Source organism: Paenibacillus eucommiae (genome assembly GCF_017874215.1).
Lineage (GTDB): Bacteria > Bacillota > Bacilli > Paenibacillales > NBRC-103111 > Paenibacillus_AI > Paenibacillus_AI eucommiae.
The window spans coordinates 1-25,310 of sequence record NZ_JAGGLB010000024.1 but is presented as its reverse complement, the minus strand read 5'-3'; the positions used below and the strand labels follow the sequence as shown (position 1 = coordinate 25,310).

Annotated in this window: 15 protein-coding genes and 1 pseudogene; 9 read left to right on the top strand and 7 right to left on the bottom strand. The window is 46.0% G+C overall.

What is annotated here, in order from left to right; all coding sequences use genetic code 11:
• Positions 1-1,339 precede the first annotated feature (1,339 nt).
• On the top strand, positions 1,340-5,074 hold the full coding sequence (locus tag J2Z66_RS28100; RefSeq protein ID WP_209976066.1) for a family 78 glycoside hydrolase catalytic domain: 3,735 nt from the start codon (positions 1,340-1,342) through the stop codon (positions 5,072-5,074).
• A gap of 110 nt (positions 5,075-5,184) precedes the next feature.
• Here the strand turns inward: J2Z66_RS28100 and J2Z66_RS28095 are convergent.
• Together J2Z66_RS28095 and J2Z66_RS28090 are read right to left on the bottom strand one after the other, a co-directional pair.
• Positions 5,185-5,487: pseudogene (locus J2Z66_RS28095) on the bottom strand (Rpn family recombination-promoting nuclease/putative transposase); the annotation flags it as partial.
• 11 nt (positions 5,488-5,498) lie between these two features.
• On the bottom strand, positions 5,499-6,383 hold the full coding sequence (locus tag J2Z66_RS28090) for an Rpn family recombination-promoting nuclease/putative transposase (RefSeq protein ID WP_209976064.1): 885 nt from the start codon (positions 6,381-6,383) through the stop codon (positions 5,499-5,501).
• 150 nt (positions 6,384-6,533) lie between these two features.
• Between J2Z66_RS28090 and J2Z66_RS28085 the strand changes: the two genes are divergently transcribed.
• The 6 genes from J2Z66_RS28085 (at position 6,534) to J2Z66_RS28060 (ending at position 15,302) form a co-directional block, all read left to right on the top strand.
• Positions 6,534-8,495 (top strand): AraC family transcriptional regulator, encoded by a 1,962-nt coding sequence (locus J2Z66_RS28085; protein ID WP_209976063.1) that lies wholly within the window; start codon positions 6,534-6,536, stop codon positions 8,493-8,495.
• A 1-nt stretch (position 8,496) separates the two neighbouring features.
• Positions 8,497-9,291, top strand: coding sequence for an IucA/IucC family C-terminal-domain containing protein (locus J2Z66_RS28080; RefSeq protein WP_209976062.1), 795 nt, complete (start codon positions 8,497-8,499; stop codon positions 9,289-9,291).
• 117 nt (positions 9,292-9,408) lie between these two features.
• Entirely contained in the window at positions 9,409-9,855 is a 447-nt protein-coding gene (locus tag J2Z66_RS28075; RefSeq protein WP_209976061.1) for an NUDIX hydrolase, read from the top strand.
• Between the two features lie 236 nt (positions 9,856-10,091).
• Entirely contained in the window at positions 10,092-10,982 is an 891-nt protein-coding gene (locus tag J2Z66_RS28070; protein ID WP_209976060.1) for a hypothetical protein, read from the top strand.
• 610 nt (positions 10,983-11,592) lie between these two features.
• On the top strand, positions 11,593-14,709 hold the full coding sequence (locus J2Z66_RS28065) for a hybrid sensor histidine kinase/response regulator (protein WP_209976059.1): 3,117 nt from the start codon (positions 11,593-11,595) through the stop codon (positions 14,707-14,709).
• 275 nt (positions 14,710-14,984) lie between these two features.
• A complete protein-coding gene (locus tag J2Z66_RS28060; protein ID WP_209976058.1) occupies positions 14,985-15,302 on the top strand; it encodes a thioredoxin family protein in 318 nt (105 codons plus the stop codon).
• 502 nt (positions 15,303-15,804) lie between these two features.
• Here J2Z66_RS28060 and J2Z66_RS28055 read toward each other — a convergent pair.
• The 5 genes from J2Z66_RS28055 to J2Z66_RS28035 all read right to left on the bottom strand — a co-directional run bounded on the left by J2Z66_RS28055 (position 15,805) and on the right by J2Z66_RS28035 (position 21,861).
• Positions 15,805-16,137 carry a barstar family protein gene (locus tag J2Z66_RS28055; RefSeq protein WP_209976057.1) on the bottom strand — a complete coding sequence of 111 codons (333 nt, stop codon included), beginning with the start codon at positions 16,135-16,137 and terminating at the stop codon, positions 15,805-15,807.
• 2 nt (positions 16,138-16,139) lie between these two features.
• Positions 16,140-16,679 carry a ribonuclease domain-containing protein gene (locus J2Z66_RS28050; RefSeq protein ID WP_245375897.1) on the bottom strand — a complete coding sequence of 180 codons (540 nt, stop codon included), beginning with the start codon at positions 16,677-16,679 and terminating at the stop codon, positions 16,140-16,142.
• A 182-nt stretch (positions 16,680-16,861) separates the two neighbouring features.
• On the bottom strand, positions 16,862-19,816 hold the full coding sequence (locus J2Z66_RS28045) for a DEAD/DEAH box helicase (RefSeq protein WP_209976056.1): 2,955 nt from the start codon (positions 19,814-19,816) through the stop codon (positions 16,862-16,864).
• Complete coding sequence (locus J2Z66_RS28040) at positions 19,813-21,384, bottom strand: SWIM zinc finger family protein (protein WP_209976055.1); 1,572 nt, start codon at positions 21,382-21,384, stop codon at positions 19,813-19,815. Before J2Z66_RS28040 ends, J2Z66_RS28045 begins: the two co-directional genes overlap by 4 nt.
• Positions 21,385-21,675: 291 nt before the next feature.
• Positions 21,676-21,861, bottom strand: coding sequence for a hypothetical protein (locus J2Z66_RS28035; RefSeq protein ID WP_209976054.1), 186 nt, complete (start codon positions 21,859-21,861; stop codon positions 21,676-21,678).
• Positions 21,862-22,859: 998 nt separating this feature from the next.
• Between J2Z66_RS28035 and J2Z66_RS28030 the strand changes: the two genes are divergently transcribed.
• Both J2Z66_RS28030 and J2Z66_RS28025 read left to right on the top strand, forming a co-directional pair.
• A complete protein-coding gene (locus J2Z66_RS28030) occupies positions 22,860-24,272 on the top strand; it encodes a sensor histidine kinase (protein WP_209976053.1) in 1,413 nt (470 codons plus the stop codon).
• Positions 24,269-24,907, top strand: a complete 639-nt coding sequence (locus tag J2Z66_RS28025) for a response regulator transcription factor (RefSeq protein WP_209976052.1) — start codon at positions 24,269-24,271, stop codon at positions 24,905-24,907. Before J2Z66_RS28030 ends, J2Z66_RS28025 begins: the two co-directional genes overlap by 4 nt.
• Positions 24,908-25,310: the final 403 nt, after the last annotated feature.

Below are 25,310 nucleotides of genomic sequence, written 5' to 3'. Positions count from 1 at the left end.
GATGCAGAATCCGTATATCACAACGACGGAAGATATCTTCCCGATCCGGAAAGGACCTGTCTCTAACGGTCACCGCTGACCTTTAGAGGCAGATTTTTACATATTCACGATTCTATTGGTCATCCGTAACCATTAGAAGGCGGTTTTCCCCACAATCGCCCCCTTTTCAGCCTGTAAGGGTCATCCGTGACTAAACTTGCCCCACTATGCTTCCAATTTTATGGAAACATCAAATATTGGAAATTAAGTTGATTTTATATAAATAAAAAACATCCAAATGAGCCCAATAATAATAATTTTTCCCTTTTAAAAGCACTGGGAACGAACAAAATTACTAAAAACAGCTATGGCTTGCCGCGGACCCCCGACATGAAAGCGGCTCTTTTACAGAAAATAGAGCTGGGGCTCTACGAGGAGAGATCAAATTTCATCATATATTGGTAAAATAGTATATTTTCCGCTCTTGAACAACGCTCACATGGAGCTAATATGAAATCCCATTTTTCTGGAAGCGTTGTGGGTCAAGTTTAGTCATCCGTGACCGTTACAATCTCATTTCACTGGATTTCCGCTTCTAACGGACTGCAGTGACCATTAGCGCACGTGTTACCCTCGCCGATATGAAAGTAGCTATGACAAGTACCGAGCCGCTATAAAGCTGGCATTTTCGTAGCATTTAACCGCGATCGAATGTTAGCTTGATTGTCAAGCACTGATTATTAGGTTGAGCCAAATGTATTTTTACGAGTTTTTTAATCTGTCCGCTTCACCTAAATCAAAGACATCAAGTCTCGTGTCAATGCTTGCTCTTACACCCTTAATGGCAATCTCTGTCTCCCTTGAAGTCTTCAAGGTGCATTACGAGCACACAAAGGACCAACCCGTTCGGCATAGCCGCCTGCGGTATGGTCTTTTGTGCTGATTTTATTAGAAAACATCCTCCGAGGGAATCAGAAAGAAGCTCACATTATCCTATCGCCACTATCCCTTTCCTCCGCAACGCTCCCACGTCACGAACACGCTCATCAAAGGACGCCGCAAGGGACTGTTGACAAATTACCTTTTTGACGAAATTGACGTTTGAGAACCCGCATAAACACTGGGAATCTAAAAGTCTTTTTTCGTAAAATTGGCTGTCCCTCAAGGCGCTTGTTCTTATCCAAGAGTGAACAAAGCAAATAGATGGCGGACAAGCTCTGTAAGCAGCTTAGCAGCTGGCCTAAAACATATCCTCATTATAAAAATCCGTATCCACCAATCATATGTCCCGATCACCCAATCAAATCCGCAAATTCGTATGCTATAATGAGCACATTATCTTCGGAACGGAGGCCATGTGTTGGACGACAAGCTCTATCAAATGAAGGCGAAAAGTTTCAACTTGAGTAGGGAACGCCCCTTTTATTTTTTTCGCTATCAGCATCATTATCTCGAACCTGTTCCGCTGCATTCCCATAATTTTATAGAGCTTGTATTTGTGTGGAGCGGATCGGCTACCCATGTTGTGAATTACCGGCGATTCGGACAGTTTAAGTATAAAATTTATCCTGGTGATATTTTTATGATTAACCCGAACGATACGCACACGTATCAATTGGATTACGGCGAACAAGTGGAAATCGTCAATATGCTCATTGATCCGGCCATGCTGGATTCCATCTTTATGTTCGAATCATCCATGTCAGAACAGGAATTAATGGACTTTTTTTATGCACAGCCTTTTCTGTCCGAGGAAGCGAGATTGAGTTTGATTTTGAAGCTGGATGCGGCGGCCATCGGAGAAATTAAGGGGCTGATCGTCAAAATTGAAAAGGAATATGAGGAGAAACGCAAGGATTATATCCATTTATTGCGGCTGCTGCTGACAGAGCTGTTCATCCGGATCAGCCGTTGTTATGCCGAGAAGACGGATCAGGACAGCCTGAGTACATCTGTCACGGAAACATCGGAGGGAACGGCTGAATATTTGCCAAGAATTATTGACTTTATGAAGCATCATTACAATGAAGACTTCTCAGTTGAACAATTAGCGGAGATGGCTTCCTGCAGCAAACGCCAATTTGCCAGGTCGTTTCGTCAGGCGACTGGCGTTTCAGTCATCCAGTATTTGCACCGGCTGCGTATCGAGCGTGCAAAGAAGCTGCTGTCCCTATCCAATAAAAAAGTGCGTGTAATCAGCAAAGAGGTTGGGTTTCGCGATATCAGCTTTTTCAATAAAGTTTTCAAACGGGATTCAGGCATGAGTCCAAAAGCCTTTCAAGCCTATCACCAGCAGTTGAGGCAGAACGATAACGAGTATCAGGAGGACAGCAGAATGGAATTGAAGGCTCCAAGTCATTTGAAATGTGAATATTTACGCAATCCGCTCGGGATTGACGCAGACCGGCCGAGACTGAGCTGGATATGGGAACAGCAGACAAGAGGCAGCAGACAAAGCGCCTATCAAATTCAGGTAGCGAGCTCGGCAGGACAATTAAGTCAAGGCAAGGCGGATTTGTGGGACAGCGGACAAGTGATGAGCGATCAGTCGGTACATATTGCTTATGCAGGGGAAAAGCTGACTTCCGGCATGCAGTGCTGGTGGATGGTGCGGATATGGGACCAAGAAGGACGTATTACGAACTTTAGCGCCCCAGCCTGGTGGGAGATGGGCTTGCTTGCACCGGAAGATTGGCAGGCGCGCTGGATCGGGATGCCTGCAGCCCAGCCATATTGTGCGACTCCACTTTTGCGTAAGGAATATGTGGCTGACCGGCCGATTGTGAGAGCAAGGGCATATGTATGCGGAATTGGTTATTATGAATTGTTTCTTAACGGTCAGAAGGTCGGCGATCATTTGCTTGATCCAGGTCATACGAATTATGACAAACGCTCGCTTTATGTTACGCATGATGTGACTGACTACTGTCGTACGGGCGCTAATGCCGTAGCTGTGTCTCTGGCACACGGGTGGTACGGCCGGGAGAATGATCTGATTAACACGGAATGGGGCACGGCGCCCCGGCTGATTGTTCAACTGCATGTGGAGTACGAAGACGGATCTGTACAAAAATGGATAACGGATGAAAGCTGGCAAGTGTCGTCTGGCCCGCTGATGCAGATTAGCAGTTACGTCTGGAACAAAAGCGGTGGAGAAGTGTATGATGCCCGTCTGGAACAGGAAGGATGGAGCAGCCCCGGGTTTCGCGCGGATAGAGCCGACAGTTGGGTAACTGCGGAGCAGTTTCCGTCGCCTACACAGGCGCTGTCTGCCCAAATGCATGAGCCAACGCGCGTGACACGTTCTCTTCAGGCGGTGACCATGACGAGGCTAGAGTCGGGCAACGTCGTCTACGATTTTGGACGCTGCTTTTCAGGGTGGGTCGTGCTGAAAGTAGAAGGCGAACGCGGCACTGAGGTGAGTATGCGTTTCGGCGAGTTGATTCATGATTCAGGGGAACTGGATGAAGACAATGTGTACGGCCAGGAGAATCGTTATATTTTAAAAGGAGAAGGTGTCGAAATTTGGCGTCCTAGCTTCACCTATCACGGATTTCGCTATGTGTCTGTCGCAGGATTACCGGGAGAGCCGGCAGTGGACCAGCTTATTGGAGAATGGGTGCATGATGATGTGGAAGATCATGGAGATTTCAGCAGCTCCGACGAAATGCTGAATCAGATTGCAGAAGCGGTCAGGTGGACACAAAAAAGTTTGATGCACAGTGGTGTATTCGAGGATTGCCCGCACCGGGAGCGGATCGGATACGGCGATGGCCATATGGTAACAGAACAAGCGATGTTTAATTATGGCATGGGCGGCTTTTATTCGAAATGGTCGAGAGATTGGGCCGATGCGCAGGAGGAGGCGAGCGGAAGCATTTATCATGCCGCTCCGTATCACGGGTTTAGTGGCGGCGGGCCCGGGTGGGGAAGCGCGGTTGCTCTAATCCCGTGGGATATGTATGTCTACTATGGAGACAAGGAGATTTTGTGCAGACAGTACCCTGCGATACAGAAATGGATCGGTTTCCTGGAATCGCAAACGGAAAACCATCTGCTGCAGTTTTATGCGGTCCATCCGCATCAGCCTGAATGGGAATTTCTGGGTGATTGGGTGGCCCCCCGCCGGGATATGACCACGTATGACTGGCAGAAGGCATTTGATTCCAGTTCGAGCAATCCTGGTGATGAGCGTCCATTTGAGCAGGCAAGCGGAAATTGGCCTGATCTGCCATCCAATATTTTATTCAATTCGATGTTCCTGTACTTGAATGTGTGGATTGCCCATCGAATTGCCGTCATGGTCAGCGATGATACTAATGCAGCGAAATACAGCCAAATGGCGGAGCAGATCAAGCAGGCCATCAATGAACGGTTTTATGATCGCGAGCACGCGGTATATGGCAACGGCGAACAGCCTTATCTCGCTTTTGCTTTGCTGCTGCAAATCGTTCCTCCCGGTGAAGAGCAGCGGGTACTAAATGCCTTGATCTACGATATTATGGAAGTGCGTCAGGGACATCTGGATACGGGGCATTTTGGAACGAGATTTCTGTTGAATGCACTTATGCAGTATGGAAGGGAAGATATCGCCCATCATATCGTATCCAAGCGGACATTCCCCAGCTGGGGGTATATGATCGATCAGGGCGCTACGACAATCTGGGAACAATGGCATCCGCATATGTCGCGCATTCATGCCTGCTTCCTCAGTGTCGGAGCCTGGTTTTACAAAGGATTGGGCGGTATTCGTCCAGCCGTGCAAACACCCGGTTTCAAGCATTTTGAAATTCGGCCTTACTTTGCGGACAATCTGACCTTCGTCAACACAAGCTACAAATCGGCGTATGGCACCATCGAGAGTAAATGGAGGTTGGAAGGGACCCATGTACATTGGCATATTCGAGTTCCTGCTAATAGTACAGCAGATGTGCATGTGCCAGTACACAGCCGGGAACAGCTTACAGAGCAAGGCAGGCCGGTATTGCAAGCAGCGGGAGTCAGATGGGTCAGAGAAGAGCAGGGCAAACAGGTTCTTCATTTAGAGTCGGGCATGTACGAGTTTGAGTGGCCCTTGAACTTGACCAAAGTTTAACATCGATTTCACAATAAAAATAAATCGCCTTGTCCTTTCTGAAGGGGCAGGGCGATTATTTTGCTTTGGTACAATACTCCGCTGAAGGCGGTGAATTGTAATGATGAGAATTAGTGAATCGGCTTTAACGATTCAACTTCGGATTCAGATAGTCCGCTTGCTTTGGCGATAACTGAAACTTCAATTCCCATCGAGAGCATGTTCTTGGCAATCTCAAGTGCTTTCTTATGTTCTCCCTTTGCCATGCCTTCAGCCATCCCTTTTTCCGTAGCCCACTCAATCATAGAAGCCTCATCATGCAAATACTTCTGCCGTTCCTCATACAAGCGGCGAGCTTCCCGATCCTGGCTGAGAAACTCCAGCGTATCCATGGCTTTCTTCAAAGTTGGTTCATTCATCTTGAGCACCTCCCAAATGATGAGAATTAGTGAATCGGCTTTAACGATTCAACTTCGGATTCAGATAGTCCGCTTGCTTTGGCGATAACTGAAACTTCAATTCCCAGCGAGAGCATGTTCTTGGCAATCTCAAGTGCTTTCTTATGTTCTCCCTTCTCCATACCCTCCGCCATGCCCTTTGCCATGCCTTCAGCCATCCCTTTTTCCGTAGCCCACTCAATCATAGAAGCCTCATCATGCAAATACTTCTGCCGTTTCTCATACAAGCGGCGAGCTTCCCGATCCTGGCTGAGAAACTCCAGCGTATCCATGGCTTTCTTCAAAGTTGGTTCATTCATCTTGAGCACCTCCCAATTCGATTTGTCCGAGCCCTTCAAGAACAACAGCCAGTTAATCAAACCACCTTCCACCGGAACCGATTGATCGTCCAGTTTGGACAGCTCCAAAAAATGCACTTCTATTTCATCGGTCAGTTCAATGCCAGTATGGTCTTCTCTCAGATGGTATACATTATGATAACGGTCATTGGCAATGAACGAGTAGTTCAAAATGTTAATGGTGACGCACTTTTTCAGCTCCTTGTAGGTTTGCCCTTCTTGCAACTGGCTGGAGTAGCGCTTGCTCCAGTAGTAGAGTGTACGTTTTTCGATATCGTATTTATTGAAGAGCTGCATCTCGACATTTATTAATTTCCCTTCGGTTGTCTTAGCCCAGATGTCGAAGATGGATTGTTTATCGAGCGGAGCATCTTTATCTGTATAGGGGTTTAAAAGAATAATTTCCGTTAGCGGCGGCTCACCCGACTCGGTAAACGTGCGATTTAAGAAAGCCAGCAGCACATCTTTATTCTCTTCACTTCCAAAAATTCGTTTGAAGACGAAATCGTTCCGAGGGTCAAGCAAATCCGTCATCTGATAATCAACTCCATTTCTTTTTATTATACCATAATTGACATGCGCTTTTTAAGCCTTAGCTGCCTTCTCAAAATCATTTTGATAATGAGAATCATTGTTGATATAATCAAAAATAGAAAAGAGTCTGGTGCATAGAAGGTGAGAGGGATGAAATTACTGGAACACTTGCCGTTATGGAATCATGCAGCCATTAGAGTGCTGGATATCCGGCAAGCCGTTATACAGCCTGGAGAAAGCATGCGTGCCCATTTGCCGGCGAGCGCTTTTTTGTTCATCGACCGCGGCCAGGCACAAGTGCTCATCGACGGATTCAAGCATATCGTCAACTGCTGCTATGTTTGTCATGCTGGCAAAGGTGCGTCGCTGGATATTGTGCAAGTCGATGAAGAGCTGGATTATTATTTAATTTTCTATAAAGCAGCTATAGTACTTCCATGTCGTCAGGAATTACTGCGCTTGTACCAGGAAAATAATCCGTTCCAGGTGCAATATGGTTTTGCCCCTGCCTATCCACTCAGTCTCTATACGAGGATCGAGCAGATGCACCGGCAATGGCAGGTGGAGACTCAACTGGAGAAGTTTCATGTGAGGGCCCTGTTCCATCAACTGATATATGAGCTGCTGCAGCAGTTTCATAACTATGGCGGAGGGCAGGTAACCCGTCCTGACCTTGTAAAACAAGCCATCCGCTATATGGAGGAGCATTATGCAGAGCCTCTCAGCCTCCAAGAGCTGGCTTCTGTTCTCCAATATGGGGCCAGGCAGCTGCAGCGGCAATTCAAGGCGAGGCTTCACATCAGCCCGATGGAATATTTAATCCAAATTCGCATGCATCACTCGCAAGCCATGCTGTTAAATACAAACGCTCCGCTCAGGGAGATCTCCGAGGCGGCAGGTTATACAGACAGCTATTATTTCAGCCGCGCATTCAAGAAATATTGCGGAGTCTCTCCTATTCAATACCGGCGCAATTGTCGTATAAGTGCATCAGGCATGTCGCAAACTTCCATTGGATCGGAGCGTATTCTTTCGTATAGTGTTTCTGATGATGAAAATCATTATCAATACACGAGCGGAGGAGATATGCAAGTGATGAGGCGTACAAGGGCAATGTTAGTTGTCAGTTTCATGTTAAGTTTAATGCTATTTATGGGGGCATGTTCCAGCAGTACTGGGACAGGGAATATAACAAGCGGGAAGGGATCAACGGTGTCCCCGTCTCCAATAGCTTCGGCAGGGGCAAGTTCTACCCAAGCTCCACAGACGCAGTTTCCGGTAACTATCAAGCATTTGAAAGGGGATTTAACGCTAGAGCAGAAGCCGGAGAAAATTGCTGTTCTTGACACCAAATTCGTGGACCAACTGGTAACCTTGGAGGAGCAGCCAGCTGGAAGCGTAACCGCGGCCGGGTCTAATTCAGATTTTCCGGAGTACTTAATGGATAAGCTCACAGATGTTAAAGTGTTGGGAACGAGGGATGAGCCTAATCTTGAGGCTGTTGCGGCGATGAATCCTGACGTTATTATTTGTACGGGCTTCCAGGAAAAAATATATGATAGTTTATCCAAAATTGCACCGACCATTATGCTTGACTTTGACGAGGACTGGCGCGAGACGCTAATCACTTTTGGTAAAATCGTGGGCAAAGACCAGGTAGCCGAGCAAGTGCTGGAGGCATACAAGGATAAGACCGCCAAGCTGAAGGCAGACCTTGCGGCCAAGCTTAACGGGGAAACCGTCGCATTAATTCGGCCGCGGAACGATTCGATCCGTGTACATACACCCGGGCACCGCACAGGAGCTATTTTGTATAATGATCTGGGCTTGAAGGTTCCGGAAGCAGTGGGTAAAGAGACAGACACAGCGTATCACATTCCATTGGAGGCTCTGGCGGATGTAGGCGCTGATCATTACTTTCTGCTGAAGGATGACATGTTCAAGGAACTGGTAGAGGAGTTTCAAAACACAACGACATGGAAAACTCTCGAACCAGTCAAACAGAATCATGTGTACACAGTAGATTCAACCTTATGGATTGCCTATTATGGGCCGATCGCCATTAATATGATAGTGGACCAGGTCGGAGAAGCACTGTTGGGTACACACTGATATGCCGGCTTCACTGACGCAAATGGAATGGGAAAGCTTGTCGACTTCTTTCAGTCTTTCGCTATACGACAACTCCCGTCCATTCATTCAATCTTTGTCACCGGTCGATTTGCTGGAGAGGGAAAAGTGCGAGCGGTATTTGGACTGGCTGATGGCTTACATTGGAGCCCCTTCACGAAGGGTAACGGCGTCTATGCTTGCGAAGAGATATGCTTTTCTGACGGTTGCTCCGGTCCTATATGCGATGACGATGTATGATAAAGGCTTGAGACTATCGTCCGGGAATTGCCGGTTGGTATCGCCAGATTACAGCGGATGCGATCAGGAAAAGTCCCGGTTTCCCGATCTCACTCTGAACGGCTTGCAAGTTACTGAACCGGCTGCCGGTAAAAGGCAGGAATGGCGGGACCATGTACTGCATGATATTTTTGCCGGCCATTTGTCTCCTATATTTCGCTCTCTATCAGAGGTTGGACGAGTGCCGATGGCGATATTATGGGAAAATACGGCCGTCCGGATTGTTCCGCTGTACGAGGATGGCTTGGAAGAAAGCGATGGTACAGCTATAGGTTTGGTTAAACAGCGTATTTGCGATGATTTTGATTATATCGCACACAAGGCGCCTGCTAGTTTGTTTGGCGAACCCCGGAACCCTCTGTCCCGATTTATGGGCTCGACGGTCATGGGTTCCCCAGTGGAGGAGGCGACGGGTATTCGCCAAACCTGCTGTCTATTTTACGAAATAGCTGCTGAGTACTGCAGGAAATGCCCGATACCCAGCCGATTCATGACCTAAAGATAAGTAAAGAGGGGCAAATTGCCTCTCTTTATTATTTCCGGCCAAACTAATTTAAGAAGGATATCCCAATTTTATAATGAATTACTTAAAGATTCATACATTAGGAGGGATAGAATGCTTCGTCCATTAAATGGGGATTTTCCTACTGATAAAAAAATTGCAGGCATACACAGCTTACCTATTACTGACGACGGGTCGATAGTGATGGTTTGGGATAAGAATGAAAAAGCTCTAACTACAGTCGGGGGAAGGTTAGAAGATAATGAGGATATTCACACGGCTTTAGATCGTGAGACGATTGAAGAAGCCGGAATTATTTTAGAGTCTCGGAGGGTACCTATTGCTGCCTGGTATTGGGAAAATACGGATACCTATACCGTTTACGTTATGGCTAAAGTAAAGAATTATGCCTTAATACCGGAAGGTTTTGAAACTACAGGCAGAGTAACGATGAATTTCGAAACAGCCCGGCAAATGATTTCAAAAATTGAAGGGGACGGTTTTCGCATGGAACTCCTAACGATGGCTGAATCTGTATACGAAAAATTATTCAAAAGTTGACTTCACTAGTCATGCCTGACTACCTGTAATTAAATAAATCCTCTTCAGTGCAAAAAGTATAACCAAAAGGATAAAGACTTCCCCCATGTAGTGAGGTACCATACTCTACAGTAGAGTTTAAGCCGAGAGGCAATGTGGAATTTTTGGGAGGAAAAACATATGGCGGAGAAATCTAGTTTTATCGGGTTCATTGGTATGCGGCTTGGAATAGACCAGCAAGAGGAGGGATGCAGTCTATGATGTATGAAGCGCATGAAGCGGAAAATAACGACAATCGGTACACGATCGAGTTTCCAGAAAGTCGCCTTATTCTGGGTGCGGACCAACAGCGTCATGGTATTGTATCCCTGCAAATGCAAGAAATATCAGGTGAATTAATCAGGGAACCTTATTTCGGACTCAATGTTTACCGGTTGATGAGTTCAGGGAAGTTGATGGGCGTAGCCCGGTACGAACCTTTTCGGGTGACTAGCTTTGCAAGCAATCGGCTTGTCCTGGAATGGGAAGCGCAAGATGCACATCCTTGCAATATGGTCGCCACCTATGAAGCAATCAATGAATCTGTTTTGGATTTCACTTTGTCCGTGGAAGCGCTGCAGCAGTTGGAAAGCTATGAAGTATCGATATCTTCCTATTTTGATTTTTCATGGGAGCCCTTTGCGGTTATCTCTTCTTGGCCGGGGAAAAATGATGATGCTGATATGAGGTTAATCAAAATGGAGGATCACCCTTATATTAAGGGCTACTACTTTTGTTTGCCGCGTGATCAGAAGGCAGCGCATATTCGAACGGATGGCAGGTGGGCAGATGCGGCAACAGGCCAAATGATCGCTCATCATGTGATTGGTCCGTGCTACGGAAGACCGATAGCGATTATGGCTAGCCAAGAGGGATATGTCGTGCAGATGACTGATCCGGAGCATTGTCTGGCAATCGACGTGACCTATGCAAGTCCGGATACAGAGGACGATATCATGAAGCATAACGCAACCTATCTAAATTTATTCGGTGAAAACTTGCAGCCGGGTGACAAAAGAAGTGCAAGGATCCGTCAGGTGCTGTGCAAGGGAGAAGTGAACCTATCTGACGTGCTGGATTTGTACCATGAATTTCTTGATTCGCTATAAGTAGTGCGGAATATGAAAAGGCCTGGAGCGATTCCTGGTCTTTTTTTGCCAGATAAGAAAGTCTTGCGATGAAAACATCGGTAAAGTTGCTGCTCTTCATCCCCAGCTTCTTTGCCCGCTAGGAAATCTCCTCCAATCAAGAGAAAAAACCTTGCTGGCTGTCCGTTTGAGGTTGGTGTTCGTGCGATTGTAGCTGAGAGAGGGAATGGCTGTGTGAGGAAGAGCGATAGCGTCCGCCTTTAAAGATTTGTTCCTACCTCCTCATCGATTCCATTCAGGAACAAATCTTTAACAGCGGCTGGAGCCCACAGCCATTCCCTCGGTAACGCATCCAAGTCACGAACACGCACATCAAAGGACGCCGCAAGGGACTGTTGACAAAAGCCAATTTTACGAAAAATGACTTTTAGATACCCAGTGTTTATGCGGGTTCTCAAACGTCAATTTCGTCAAAAAGGTAATTTGTCAACAGTCCCGCAAGGCGGTTTTCTTACTATTTTTCCAGTATCTAGTCTATACAAAAAAGATTGTGATATGGTATGTTAAAATTTGGTTTAACCTCTTTGTGATTTTAACTTGGCTAGGTTGGTAACTTTTAAGGGAGGCTGCTTTGTCCATTCATCTAAATAAAGTTGAAAAAAGAAACATTTTATTAATATTAGGTCTGTTTATTATCATCCTGACAGGCTCGCGTATACTTTGGCTTGTGTCGTTTCAAAATACGGATCACCTGAATGCTGTGAATGGGCAGCTGGATTTGCGAGACTGGAATGCTGGTGAAGGTCGTACTGTTACATTAGATGGCCAGTGGGAATTTTATCCTCATGAATGGCTGATAAATAATGAAAATTCCAAAGAACCATTAGTGGGAAATCCCCAATTGATACAAGTTCCAGGAAGCTGGAATGCTTTCTTGCAGCCAGGAGATAACACTCCGTATGGTTATGGTTCTTATCGTTTACGAATTCTTGTTAGTCCAGAAAATGATTTAAACTACAGCATTCGCATTCCAAGCGTTAGAAGCTCGTCGGCTTTGTATGTAAATGGCAGGCTGCTCGCCAAGTCGGGGGAGCCGGGGGAGAATGAGAAGGAGCATGCTGCACGGAATATTCCTTACTCATCCTCCTTCTCAGCGAACGGAGGCAGCGTAATCGAGGTTGTTGTCCAGGCGGCAAATTATAATGATCCTCGTAGTAGCGGCATCATCCGGTCGATCAAGTTCGGTACGGAGTCTGCGATTGCCCGGGAGATACAACTGTCTGTGACGATGCAGCAACTGGTGGCGGTTGTACTTCTGATGCATGCCGTATATGCGCTTATACTATTTCTGTTGGGAACCCGGGAGAAGAGAATGCTTTATTTTTCCCTGGTGGCCGTCAGTGTGATGTTCGCAAATATTCTTGGGAGCGAAGAAAAAATATTGCATTTTTGGCTGCACATTAATTTTGAATGGGGATTTAAGTTAGTCCATCTTTCTTTAATTACCGCAGCATACGCTCTTCTTCAATGTGTGAAACACCAGCTGTCCGCGTATTGGCGCAAAATTTTTCCGGTGTTTGTTATTTTTTGTGGAATTGCTGCATTGTTGGCGCTGCTCCTGCCTGCCCAGTATGTTGTGGTGCTGCAGCCTTTGTATGTGTTGACCATTGGGGCTTCTATTCTAATAACCATGGTTTCCATGCTTCGTACGTCCATTAAGGATATCAAGGATAATGTTTTATTGCTGATGTCTGTTGTCGCGTTCACGAGCAGCTTTGCCTGGTGGGGATTTTTTCTGCTAACAGGAATCAAAATTGTCTATTATCCGTTTGATCTGATTGTATCGACGGCCTGTTTTGCATCTGTCTGGTTCAGGCGTTATTTTCAGGCACATTTCGAAACCGAAAAGCTCGCGGCGAAGCTTCAAAGAGCAGATAAGCTCAAGGATGAATTTCTGGCCAATACGTCGCATGAGCTGCGAAATCCGCTTCATGGCATACTAGGCATCTCACAAGCGGTTCTGGAAAGAGAGCAGCATTCGCTAAATGAAAAAAGCATCAAGGATTTAGGGACGGTTCTATCTGTGGGACGCCGAATGTCATTGATGTTAAACGACCTGCTTGATGCAATGAGGCTGCAGGAAAGCGTCCCCCGGCTGCAGTTCCGCCGCTTTTCCATCCAGACGATAACAAATGGCGTGTTGGATATGCTCCGTTTTATGACGGAAGGAAAGCCGGTACGGATTGTAGATCATATTCCTGACAATTTCCCGCAAGTATTTGCCGATGAAAACCGGGTTATACAAATCATATTTAATCTGCTTCACAATGCGGTGAAGTACACAAACGAAGGCGAAGTTTCAATTCGGGGGGATGTGAAGGACGGGAGAGCCTCCATTGTGATCTCGGATACGGGCATTGGCATGGACGAGGAAACGATGCGTCGTGTGTTCGAGCCTTATGAACAGGCAGACCCTGGCAAGACGATGATCGAGGGAGGATTTGGACTCGGACTTAGCATCAGCAAACAACTGGTCGAACTGCATGGAGGAACGCTGCAGGTCAGTTCTGTTCCCGGTCAAGGTTCGGAATTCGTCTTTACCTTACAGCTTGCCGGGCAGACCGGTTCGCAGATCGGTTCGCAAGAAGAAACAGAGGCGGGAGTTCTTACAACGATTGCTATTGCGGAATCTACATTGGCTGCTTCTTCCGCACCGCTTGATGCCAACTCTGGGCCGCAACCGCTGATTCTTTCTGATCGCCCCAGAATATTAGTCGTAGACGATGATCCCGTTAACCTGAAAGTGCTCGAAACGATTCTTTCCTTAGAACGATATGACATTATGACGGTAACGAGCGGTAAAAAAGCATTGGCTGTATTGGATTCTAAGGAATGGGATTTAATCATTTCCGACGTCATGATGCCTCAAATGTCCGGATATGAGTTGTCGTGTACGATTCGTAAACGGTTCACGCTAACGGAACTTCCCATACTGCTCCTTACGGCTAGGAGTCATCCTGAGGACATCGAAAACGGCTTCCTATCCGGCGCCAACGATTATGTGACGAAACCGGTGGATGCGTTGGAAATCAGGTCACGAGTTAGAGCGCTAACCGAAGTGAAACAATCCGTGCGCGAGCGGCTGAGGATGGAAGCCACATGGCTTCAGGCACAAATACAACCTCACTTCTTATTCAACACCTTGAATGCAGTTGCAGCTTTAAGCGAAATCGATTTGGATCGGATGCGCAATCTGATTGAAGTATTCGGTACATTTTTGAGGGATAAATTTCAGTTTCAAAATATGGATGAGCTCGCACCCATCGAGGATGAGTTAAGTATCATCCGCTCCTATCTGTTTATTGAACAGGAACGATTTGACGATAGGCTGCAAGTTGCCTGGGAGATAGACGAATGCAAGCAGCTGAAAATCCCTTTGCTCACGATCCAGCCCCTGGTTGAAAACGCTGTAAGGCACGGCATCATGCAGCGTTCCCGGGGAGGAAAGATTCTCATTCGGATCTCGGATTATGACACTTATGCAGAGATATCGGTAGAAGACGACGGCGTTGGGATGGATGAAGCGATCCTGCAACGAATGCCGGAAAGAAGATCGGACATTAGGTCGGGAGTCGGCCTGCTGAATACGGATCTTCGATTAAAACGGCACTACGGAAAAGGACTTCAAATCAAAAGCAAACCGGGCTCTGGGACTTCGATATCTTTTATTGTTCACAAAAATAAGTAAGGAATTTGGGTAAGCATGGAGGCGAGCCTGGAGCAAGCATGGACAAATATATAGCGTTATTGAAAAATTTGAGGAAATATTAGGGGATCAGGGCCGCCGCTCTGGTCTTCCTTTTTTGAAGTAAAGTGAAATTAACTCTTGACCCTGTTACTAATGTCAGGGTTTATAATGAAAACGAATCGACAGTCATTAGGGTCTGAATCTGTAGAGGATTTGAAGGAACACATACAGTCGATTTGGATGAATGGAAAAATCAGTGAAGCGGAGGAATGAAAATGAGTTTGCAGACCATCAGCTCAACAACTTTTCGGAGTGCTATTAGAGAGAAGGGAGTGACACTTGTCGATTTCGGTGCGAAGTGGTGCCCACCCTGCAAAGTGTTACTTCCAATTCTTGAAGAATTGGAACGTGAAGAGGGGGATCGTCTATCCATCTTGCAAGTGGATTGCGACGAATCACCAGAGATCGCCTCTGAATTCGGGGTCATGTCTATGCCGACCGTTATCTTATTTTATAACGGCGAACCGGTAGATAAATTTATTGGACTTAGGACCAAGGGGGTGTATCAAGCGGCGCTTGCGCGGTATGTGTAAAGGATGTAATAGAAGTAAAAGAAATAAGTGTTTGATGAAGTAGATTGAGTTAACAGAAACGGATCTGGCCAGATTCCGATGATGAAATAGTCTTTAGGCAGGTTAAGGACAGTTTAAGCGAAGCCGTAGTGGACATGAGATACCTTATTTCTCTGAAATGAGGCCATTTCTAGAACATACGGACATGAGATACCTTATTTGCCCAGAATCGGGCCCAAACAAGAGAAAAAAGCCTCAATAAAGGCTTCTGTGTCCGTAGTCCTTTCAAATCATGCGATTTTATTATGAATAACGGCTGTGATGTCCGTAAGCTTTGCTATACATGCGTAGATTAGTGGGTTCAAGAATTACCGATGCCAAATCACCATACTGATCCCTGTAGCCTGTTGAGTCCAGCGCTAATTTTTATGCAGAACCAATTTTCAAGAACTCATTTTGATTTTTGAGCATCTTGACTCATCTTGACTCTAATATTCCAATGTATCCATAGCTTCAAGGAATGTCAAACCAGTTCAAAATCAAACCCATCGATGTTCGCAGCGGCTTCCTGCAGCAATTGAATAATTGCTATAATCTCAGTGTTAGCCTGTGAATGTTCCTTGTTATGTTCTTTGTTATGTTCTGGGGTAAGTTCAGGGTTTAGTTCCGGTTTTTGGACTAGGGGCATACCACTGAGCCTTATCAATAGTGGCAGCCCGACGAACCCGTCCAGAACATCCCACAATGCATCCAGGTTGCATCCATACCACTCCGGAAGGCCGAGCTCCAGTCTTAACAACTCGTGGAACTGCGCTGCATTGTTAATTTTTTCGCTGTTCAGTGTCACAATACGCATAGTCAATTCTCCCCTCTGTCCATCCGGGTAAATGTTTTGTAATGGTTTCTTGTCATGTAAATCAGTCCATCACTGGCATACAGAATCCGATCTGCTCCTCTTGCTCCCCCTGAGTAGTGAATATCCGCCTCATACCAAACTCTTCCCTTTGCTGTTGGTAGAAGCCGCTCCCGATTTAGAAATGTATCGCCGCCAATGGATGTTCCTGGAGCAACATCGTGCAAATTGCCTTCCTGAGCTACCCATCCAAGCTTACGAGCTTCGGCTTTGGTTAAATAGTAGTCGGGTAGTTCTCCGTGTTCCAGTAAATGGAGTGCTATGTCCCGGAATTCGTCCAGCTCACCGTCGCCATGATCCAACGCTTCAAACTCACTGCTGAGCGTTGGGGCGGGTGTGCCAGTTAATGGGGGAGACTCCAACACCACTCCTGGCGTCCCCTCCGGAACTACCTCCGAAACCGTGCATCCTGTGAGTACCCAAGTAAGCACCGAGAACATGAGTACCATGTAGAGCAGCAGCCGTATTCGTTTGATCGACCTCATTTCCCTTATAGCCCTCCTAATTATTTGGAATTAAATGTAATTATGAACAATTATGAACAATTGTGAACAAATATGATGATTATGAACAATTTTACATGATGATATAGAAGTTGTGCGGATGTAAAATATTCAATCTAGTGTGCCTACAGACGTGGTTGTCTATTAAATCATTAAATCACTATTCACCACGACTGCCGAAGTGCAAATAAATCGCTTAGCTCTTCGTTGGAGAGCTCCGTAATCCAGCCTTCGGAGGTGGAGATTACGTTCTCGCTCAGGCTCATCTTGCTCTCCAGCATCTCGTCGATTTTCTCCTCCAGGGTACCGAGGGAAATGAACTTGTGTACCTGCACGTTGCGCTTTTGTCCCATGCGGTAGGCGCGGTCGGTAGCTTGGTTCTCGACGGCGGGGTTCCACCAGCGGTCGAAATGAAATACATGATTCGCTGCAGTCAAGTTGAGGCCGACTCCACCTGCTTTTAGCGACAAGATGAAGATGCCGGGGCCCGATCCGTCTGCGGCTTGGAAGGTGTCGATCATCTTGTCACGCTCTGCCTTGGGCGTGCTGCCGTTCAGATACAGCACAGGCTCGCTCCGGTGTACGCTCAGTATGTCGGCCAACATGCGGCCCATGCCTACGTATTGGGTGAAGATCAGGCAGGAGTCTCCTTCATCCCTGAGCTCATCGAGCATGGCAACGAGCCGATCGAGTTTGGCGGATCGGGTAATGAACGATTCCCGGCGTTCTTCGGAGAGCAGGGTATTCTCTGCGAGCGCAGATTCCTTCGTCAGCAGCACGGGGTGGTCGCATAGCTGCTTAAGCTTAGTTAAAGCAGCGAGAATGGCTCCTTTTCGCTCAATGCCCTCCAGATTTTTCATCCGATCCATAAGATCCTTGACAGCCTGCTCATACAGGGCCCCTTGTTCGGCGGTAAGGTTGATATAGACCTTTGTTTCCTGCTTGTCCGGCAGATCCAGCTGGATTGCCGGGTCTTTCTTTTGCCGGCGCAGCATGAAGGGTTTGATAAGCTTCTGGAGCTGCGCTGTTCGCTCATCGTCGTGATGCTTCTCAATGGGATTAGCGAACCGATGCTGAAAGCCGCGCGAATTCCCCAGGTAACCGGGGTTGAGGAAGTCGTAGATCGACCACAGCTCGGACAGACGATTCTCGATCGGTGTACCTGTCATCGCAATACGGTGCTGCGCTTTGAATAAACGGATGGCAGCGGATTGTTTGTTTTGGGCGTTCTTGATGTTCTGGGCTTCGTCTAAACAGAGGGAGCTCCAGCGGATTTCCTGCAGGATCTCTTGATCCAATAACGCAGTCGTGTAGGAAGTGATGACGATATCCGTATTTTTTAATACGGCAGACATCTCCTCAGCGTTTAACCGGCCCTTTCCGTAATGGAGCCAAACCTTCAAATCTGGAGCGAAGCGGGCGAGCTCCTTCTGCCAGTTGCCAAGCACAGAAGTTGGACAGATGAGCAGGGCAGGTTGTTCGGACCCGGTTTGGTGATGCAGCAAATAAGTGATGAATTGAACGGTTTTACCGAGCCCCATGTCATCGGCTAAACAGGCGCCAAGCCCAAGCTTTCTTAGAAAGCTTAACCATATGAAGCCCTCACGCTGGTAGCCGCGCAGCTCTGCGCGCAGCCCGGCAGGCACGTCAAGCTCTGGTAACGCCGAGGGTTGTCCAAGCTGTTTGAACAGTGCCAAGAGGTGCGAGTTTAACTCAACCTCCAATTTGATCCGGTCATCTTCGTTGTCCTCATCTGCTTCAGCAGCTGTAGAGCGGCTCCCCGAAGACTTCACATTCTCCTTCTCTTGCCCTTCTTTCGGTTCGCTTATCAGATGCAGCTGGAGAACATCCTGCAAGGACAAGCCATCTTCCGGCTTCATGTTTTCCATGATTCTGCGGATCTGCTCGAGCAGTGCAGGGTCGAGGAAGACCCATTCACCACGAAAACGGATCAGCTTCTCCTTGCGGCTCAGCAGCTCTGCGAATTCCGCTTCATTCAGCTCCGAATTACCGATGGATACCCGCCAGTCGAAATCGACAATGGCATTTAGCCCGAACAGAGACGGACCTTTGCCGCCGGCTTCGGAAGTAACCTGCGCGCGCAGGCGGGGCTTCCGCTTGGAGGCATCCTCCCACCACCCGGGCAGCATAACGATCCAGTTGTCACTAAGCAATTGGCGGCTGTCCGTGCTCAGAAAGTGCCAGGCAGCCTCATCGCTTAATGGCTCAGCGAAGAGCTCGTCGGAATCCGTTTCGCTTGGAAGCGCTGCGGCAAGCCTTGATGCCCATCCCGCGGAGCGCTCATGGATATAAGGGCTCCAATGGCTGTCCCATAAGCCGAAAGCTTGTCCGTCTGCAGTGAGGCGAATGGGAACTAGTGACGAAGCTTCGGTTTTATCCTGTAAAACCAAACGAAGACGCCATTCGTCCTGCTCTTCATCCGGCTCTAGCAGCTGCAAAGCAGGGCGGAAGGGGGCCGTGTCCGGCTTCCAGCCAAGTGCTGCAAGCCACTCTTCCTCCGCGAACGCATCTATCTGGACGTCGGAATTCCGCGGCCCCTGGAACAGCGCAGGATAGTCCCGCTGAAGCTCGGACATGGCGCCTTCATCCGCATAATGCGCTGAGGTAACAGCGGCAGAGAAAGCGGAACGCAAGCCCGACATGCTGCCGCTGGAGATGTCCAGACTTTGCATCGCCTCCCAATCCAGTTCATACAGCCCTTCGGCGTCAGCTTCCCATGTCCATTGCAGCTTCCCATTCCGGAAAGAGCTATAGCTTGGTGAGTAGCGGCCTTCTTGGGCTTCTTTGAACAGCAGCGGTGCTGCCCTTAGCAATCCTTTGGTGGCGGCATTTCCGCCCTCCCATCGGAGGATGTCCATAAAATTTGGTTCAGCGAAGAAAGGAAGCACCATTTCCACTGGGAGGACTGTTAGTGTCAGATCCCCGGCCTGCTGCAGCTCCAGGATTGTTCCATAGCAGGATGGCTCGTGCCAAGCGAACAATAATTGCCGGAATTTATCTCCGGGAACCTCTTTTCCATCTTGAAATCCCCATAGTAAGGCATCCCCGCTTTCAGTTAGGATCACGTGCATGGACATATCAACTAATTTTATGCTCATTCCAAAAGTTTTCCTTTCCTCATTTCCTCCTGCAATGCCTTTAGCCAGCTGTGCCGATCTATAAAACTGGTAAAAAAATTATTCCAACGCTCTACTTCTTTCATTTTCATGTACACTTTTTTTAGCCTTTTTAGCAGTTTAACCGCTAGTTCGTATTCATGCCGATTTTTAAGAGCGACAAAGTGTTCGATGGATTGATGGTAATAGGGCAAAAGAACCGCCGGGTCTTCCTTCTCGATGGGCTCCAAAACGTTGACCCGATGGTAGAGCGGACTGCGGTCTTGAAGGATCTGCATCTCCACCCAACTCTTCCATTTATGCTGCTCGTAGAGCCGTTCCTCGATAAACAGGGTTGAATGGGGAAGCATGCCTTCCAGAACATTCCACAAATGCTGATCCGCTTCAGGCAAATGAGAGACCGCTTCTTTCCAATAACCTAAATAAGTATCGATTTCCGTGGCGCTTTGGCCATAGAATGAAGAGGAAGTATGAATTAACCATTCCAACAAGCTTGTCCAATCCTGGGAGTCGAAAATATGATTCAGGAAAAAAAGAAAAAGACTCGCAGGTACCTTATCCAACCCACCGCCCGCCTCTAAAACTGCCCATGCTTCTTTGCTTTTGGATTGATTGAGGTACAAAAAAGCCTTCGCCGCTGACATAGAAGCAGAAATAGAATCAGAATTGGAGCCAGAATGATGCTTCTCTATATCGTTGATTTCCTGCGCTGCCCACTGGTCAGTATCGGGATAGGGGGCTATCCACTGCTTCCACATCGCCGTATAAAGGTTGAAATTCAGATACTTATGACCGGTTTCTTTGGCCATCTGCAGTCTTATATAACCCAACGTTTGTTGAAGACGCTCAGGGGAGATTCTGAAGTTAAAGTGGGTTGATTTCAGCAGAAACCAGGTATGCATTTCATCGTATTTTTTGCGCAGTGCAAGATAAGTGTAGGTATTTGCACTACTTTGAGCGATTTGTTCTGTTATTTTTTGCAGGATGAACAATTCTTGATGCAGTTCGAAATAGATCCAGTCAATCGCAGAAAAAGGGACATTCGCTTTATGGATATGCTCCGCCTGATCCCGCAGAGCGGCTGCATAAGCTTCCTGATCATAAGACGATTGAATATGAGCCGTATATTGGTTCAGGAATTCATGCCAGCCCACAACATCCATGCCAGGCAATTGCTTGATCGCGGATTTTGAGGAAGCCGCCGAAGCTGCCTGCTCGAGAAACTGCCTGGGGTTCACAATCTGGGAAGCTGGGTAGCCTAACCGGTCCGCCATCTCCATTATAACTGCCGCCAGATGTTTGCAGGAGGCTTGGGCGGGGCAAGTACAGGAACTGGAACTGAAATTGTTCAAGCGCAGCGTAACGCTACAATCCTCCGGGCCTGTTACATTTGCTTGAACTACGCGATCCTTAGAAACGTTCAAGGATGTTACAAGCTGCTGTTTAAAATAAGTAAACCCTCGTTTAAGGGTAACCTCATTAAAAGTTTTAGCCACTTCCTCAAGCAGCTGCAACCATTGCTCATCGTTTAAAGCAGGAGTAGCACTCATCACAAAGCTCCTTGCTGTCATATAAAGGTTTATATCTATTAATATCTATTCTATTATAGTGGGGTAAGGAAATAAACACGATACACTCTATGTTAACAATAATATTATGGTGTCAGCAAGTGGAGGTAAGCCAGATGCTGCACAGCCTATCATAGGATTGGGCGGAAAATAATCATTGAGTGCCTCTTTTATTTTGTTTCTCTTAAGCCCAGACGTTAAAAAGAGATTATATATTAGGGTACATAGACCCAATATACAATCTCTTTTTAATTTGGTAAAATATTCAATAGATTAAACCCAGTAGCCATTCTTAATATTCGCTTCGTCATTCTTTTTTGCAAAAGTGCTAGTTACTGCTTTTTTTTCAGAAAGAGTTAACGCTTCCATCAATCTTTTAGCAGTAGTGCTTTCTAGATCTATGTTCTTTAATTGTTTAGTCAAATGTTGCAAATTGGAAGACCATACCATTGTACTCATTTCATCACCTCGATTCTAGAGAAATATAAACTATATTAACACTTTATACCATTAATCATATAAAAGTAAAGGGGGAGAAGGGGGCTGTGAAGAAATTAAAGCTATTGCTGCTGTTAGCAGTTTTACTAATTCCGTTGTGGTTAATCTACTTTACGATATCCGAGCCAGTAATAGGAATTATAGTTGAGAGAGATAAAGGGGGAGATTGGGTAATAGACAAATTTGACACAAGAAATATGGCATTCAAATATGATCTGAGGATTGGAGATGTGATTAAAGAAGTTAATGGCTCTGATCCTAGCACATTCTCTTCCATAATAAAGTGGAAAACACTTGATCAAGCCAAAACGCTCCTTGCTGCAAGGGAAGAGAAGGAATTTGAAGTATCTTTTAAAAGTGAATCTTTTTACTCAAGCAATGATTTATTGTCCATATCTGTCTCTTTCTTTAGTCTGTTCATCGCTTATATGCTTTACATAAAAATGCCAATGTCCAGGTCAGCACAATATTTATCATTAGTGCTATTAAATATTGGCATAACATTTTTGAGTTTAAGCGCCTCTACTCGGGGTGATGCATTAGGAAAAATATGTATTAGTGTTCTTATCATATTAATTCCAATCACGTTTTTGCATTTCTTTATAGTTTTTCTCAAAGAGAAAGGCAATATTGAAATATCCACCAAATTTCTTAAATATCTTTATATATTTGCTGGATGTAATTTTGTTGCAACATTATCATATTTTACTACATCCGAGGTTACATATTACATATACCAATTTATATCAAAGGAAATAATGCTATCCTTTGTAATCGGATTAGTAGGTAATTTCTTCTTCCTTATCTGGATGTATACGAAGTATCGAAAGCAGCAAACTTATGTATCTACTATAATTAAAAGTGTTTGGGTGGCATTAATTATATCATTTTCGCCTATCATTTCTTTTTCGTTTATCCCGCAAATTATACGAGGGTACCCAATCGTAGATCCCTTTGTTATGGGGTGGTTTGTATTTTTTCTACCTCTAACGTTTGCTTACCTGATTATTACCAAAAGACTATACGATATCGACGTGGTTTTACGCAGAATTCTTTTAGCGGCAGTTATTTCTATCCTTCCAAGTGGACTTTTCGTAGGCATTATCCGGGTTGTTTTGCCACATGAAGCAACTGCGGAGCGACTGCTTGTTATCTTCATTTTATTCGTTGGTATTTTCACATTCATTTTATATTCCTTCGAATACTTTACGACCAAGCTGGAGCCGGTCATGTTTCCGAGAAAGTATCAACTACAATCCGGGCTGGGCAACATATCGAAGAGGCTGGGGTCTATCACAAGCTTTCGTGGGTTAAAGGAGATTATATTGGTTGATTTGGTGAATACCTTGCAGGTATTCGGTGGGGCTATTGCTTTAAAATATAAGCATAACGATTCCATCGAAGTGATCAGTCACGGGGATATTAATGTTGAGGAGGTGGAGCTGCTCATTACTTCTGGGGATCTGGAACATGAGGAGTACTCATGTTTTGAGATTAACGAGCAGGAGGAGTACACCAGTTATCTGATCATGACCCAGAAAAAAACAATGACATTGCTAGGAACGGAAGAGAGGAATTGGCTCAGTCTCATCATTACTTATTTGGCCGTCAGCTTGGAAAATGTCCATCTGATCCGTAAGCTGACTATGAAACTGCAGCAATTAGCTTCTAATATGCCGAATGAACAGGTAGCGACTGACTTCGTCTGGTTCCGTAAATTAATGTTTGAACTGCAGGAAAAGGAGCGGGTGCGGATTGCAACAGAGCTCCATGATACTACTATGCAGGATCTCTTTTTTTTCAAGGAAAGACTGCACTCTCTACTCGAAAAGTATATGTTCAGCAGTGCTGATCAGGCCAAGATGATTAATATGATTGAATATATTGATGTCATTAATTCGAACCTGCGGCAAAGCTGTTTTGAACTGCATCCTTACTTATTGAAAGAGGTCGGACTGATCCAGACGATTGAGAAGCTGTTTGATTTTGAAATGGCAGTTAGTCCTTTTGAACTGGAATTGGATGCCAAGAACGCTTACCAGATTGAGCAATGGGATTTGGACCGGAAACTGCATATTTTTCGCATGATCCAGGAGTTAATTAACAATGCCAAGAAGCATTCCCGGGCATCGCGGGTCAAGGTTACCTTGATCTGTGCGCGGCAAATGATGGTGCTAAGCTATGAGGATGATGGACGTGGCTTCGATTCGAATCATACAGCTGTAAGAGAAATAGGTTCTTCAGGCATAGGCATCGAGCAAATGAAAAGCAGGGTGTTGTCATTAAACGGGTTATTTGAACTTAGTACGAGTAAAGGAAACGGAATGAAGTTAGCGGTAACACTCCCAATGAAAGAAGGTCAAGTCGCATGAATCAGGTTATCAAAGTTCTCGTTGTGGATGACCATCCCTTGATGGCTCAAGCGACTAAACAGCTCCTGGATCAAATCGAAGGCATTGAAGTTGTCGGTGTAGCCAATGATGGCCAGAGGTGCATCGAGCTAGTTGATCAGTATGGACCCGACATGGTTTTTCTTGATTACCAGCTTCCGGATATGGTGGGTACCGATGTTGCCAGGATTGTGAAGGGGAAGAACCCTAATATACATATCGTTATTTTTACCGGAGTCGATGTTTCCGCTTTCGTTAATCATTTGCTGGATTTTGAGGTCAGCGGCATTATCTCTAAAGGCACGAGGCATACATCCATCAAAAATATGATTGCCTGCATTCTGGAAAACCACATTGTACTGCCGCGCTCTATTCTGCAGAAGATCAAAATGATGCCTAATCAGTCCCTACAGGAAGTAGTTCTGACTGAGGATGAAATTCTGATTATGACCATGATAGTGAAGGGTGCTACGCTTGAACAAGTAGCCGACGCCATATTTACAAGCAAGCGTTCCGTAGATAATTATCAAAGGAAAATATATGAGAAATATGGGGTGAAAACAAGAGGTCAAGCCGTGGAGAAATTCGTGCAGAGTCGATACTATAAGGGGGATTGAGGTTAGACGATTGATTAAAAACGAAGCAGGTACATACATGAACTTCCTCATTACATCGGGGAGTTTTTTTTATGCGACCATACGTTCGTTTTTAGGCTGATTCCCACCGCACAAAATGCAATCCGAATTCCGAAACATTATGCCATTTTGTCTCTTATCCGCCTCTGCTAAGATGAACGTAATCGATGGGGCGGCTGTTCAGAGATCCCGAGTCCGAGAGGGGGGAAATCTATAATATTGGCTGAAGGCCCGGCTGAACGAGTACGCATCGGGGTACGAGATCGCAACGTACGCTAATGGTCACCGCAGTCTAAACTTGCCCCACTATGCTTCCAATTTTATGGAAATATCAAATATTGGAAATTAAGTTGATTTTATATAAATAAAAAATATCCAAATGAGC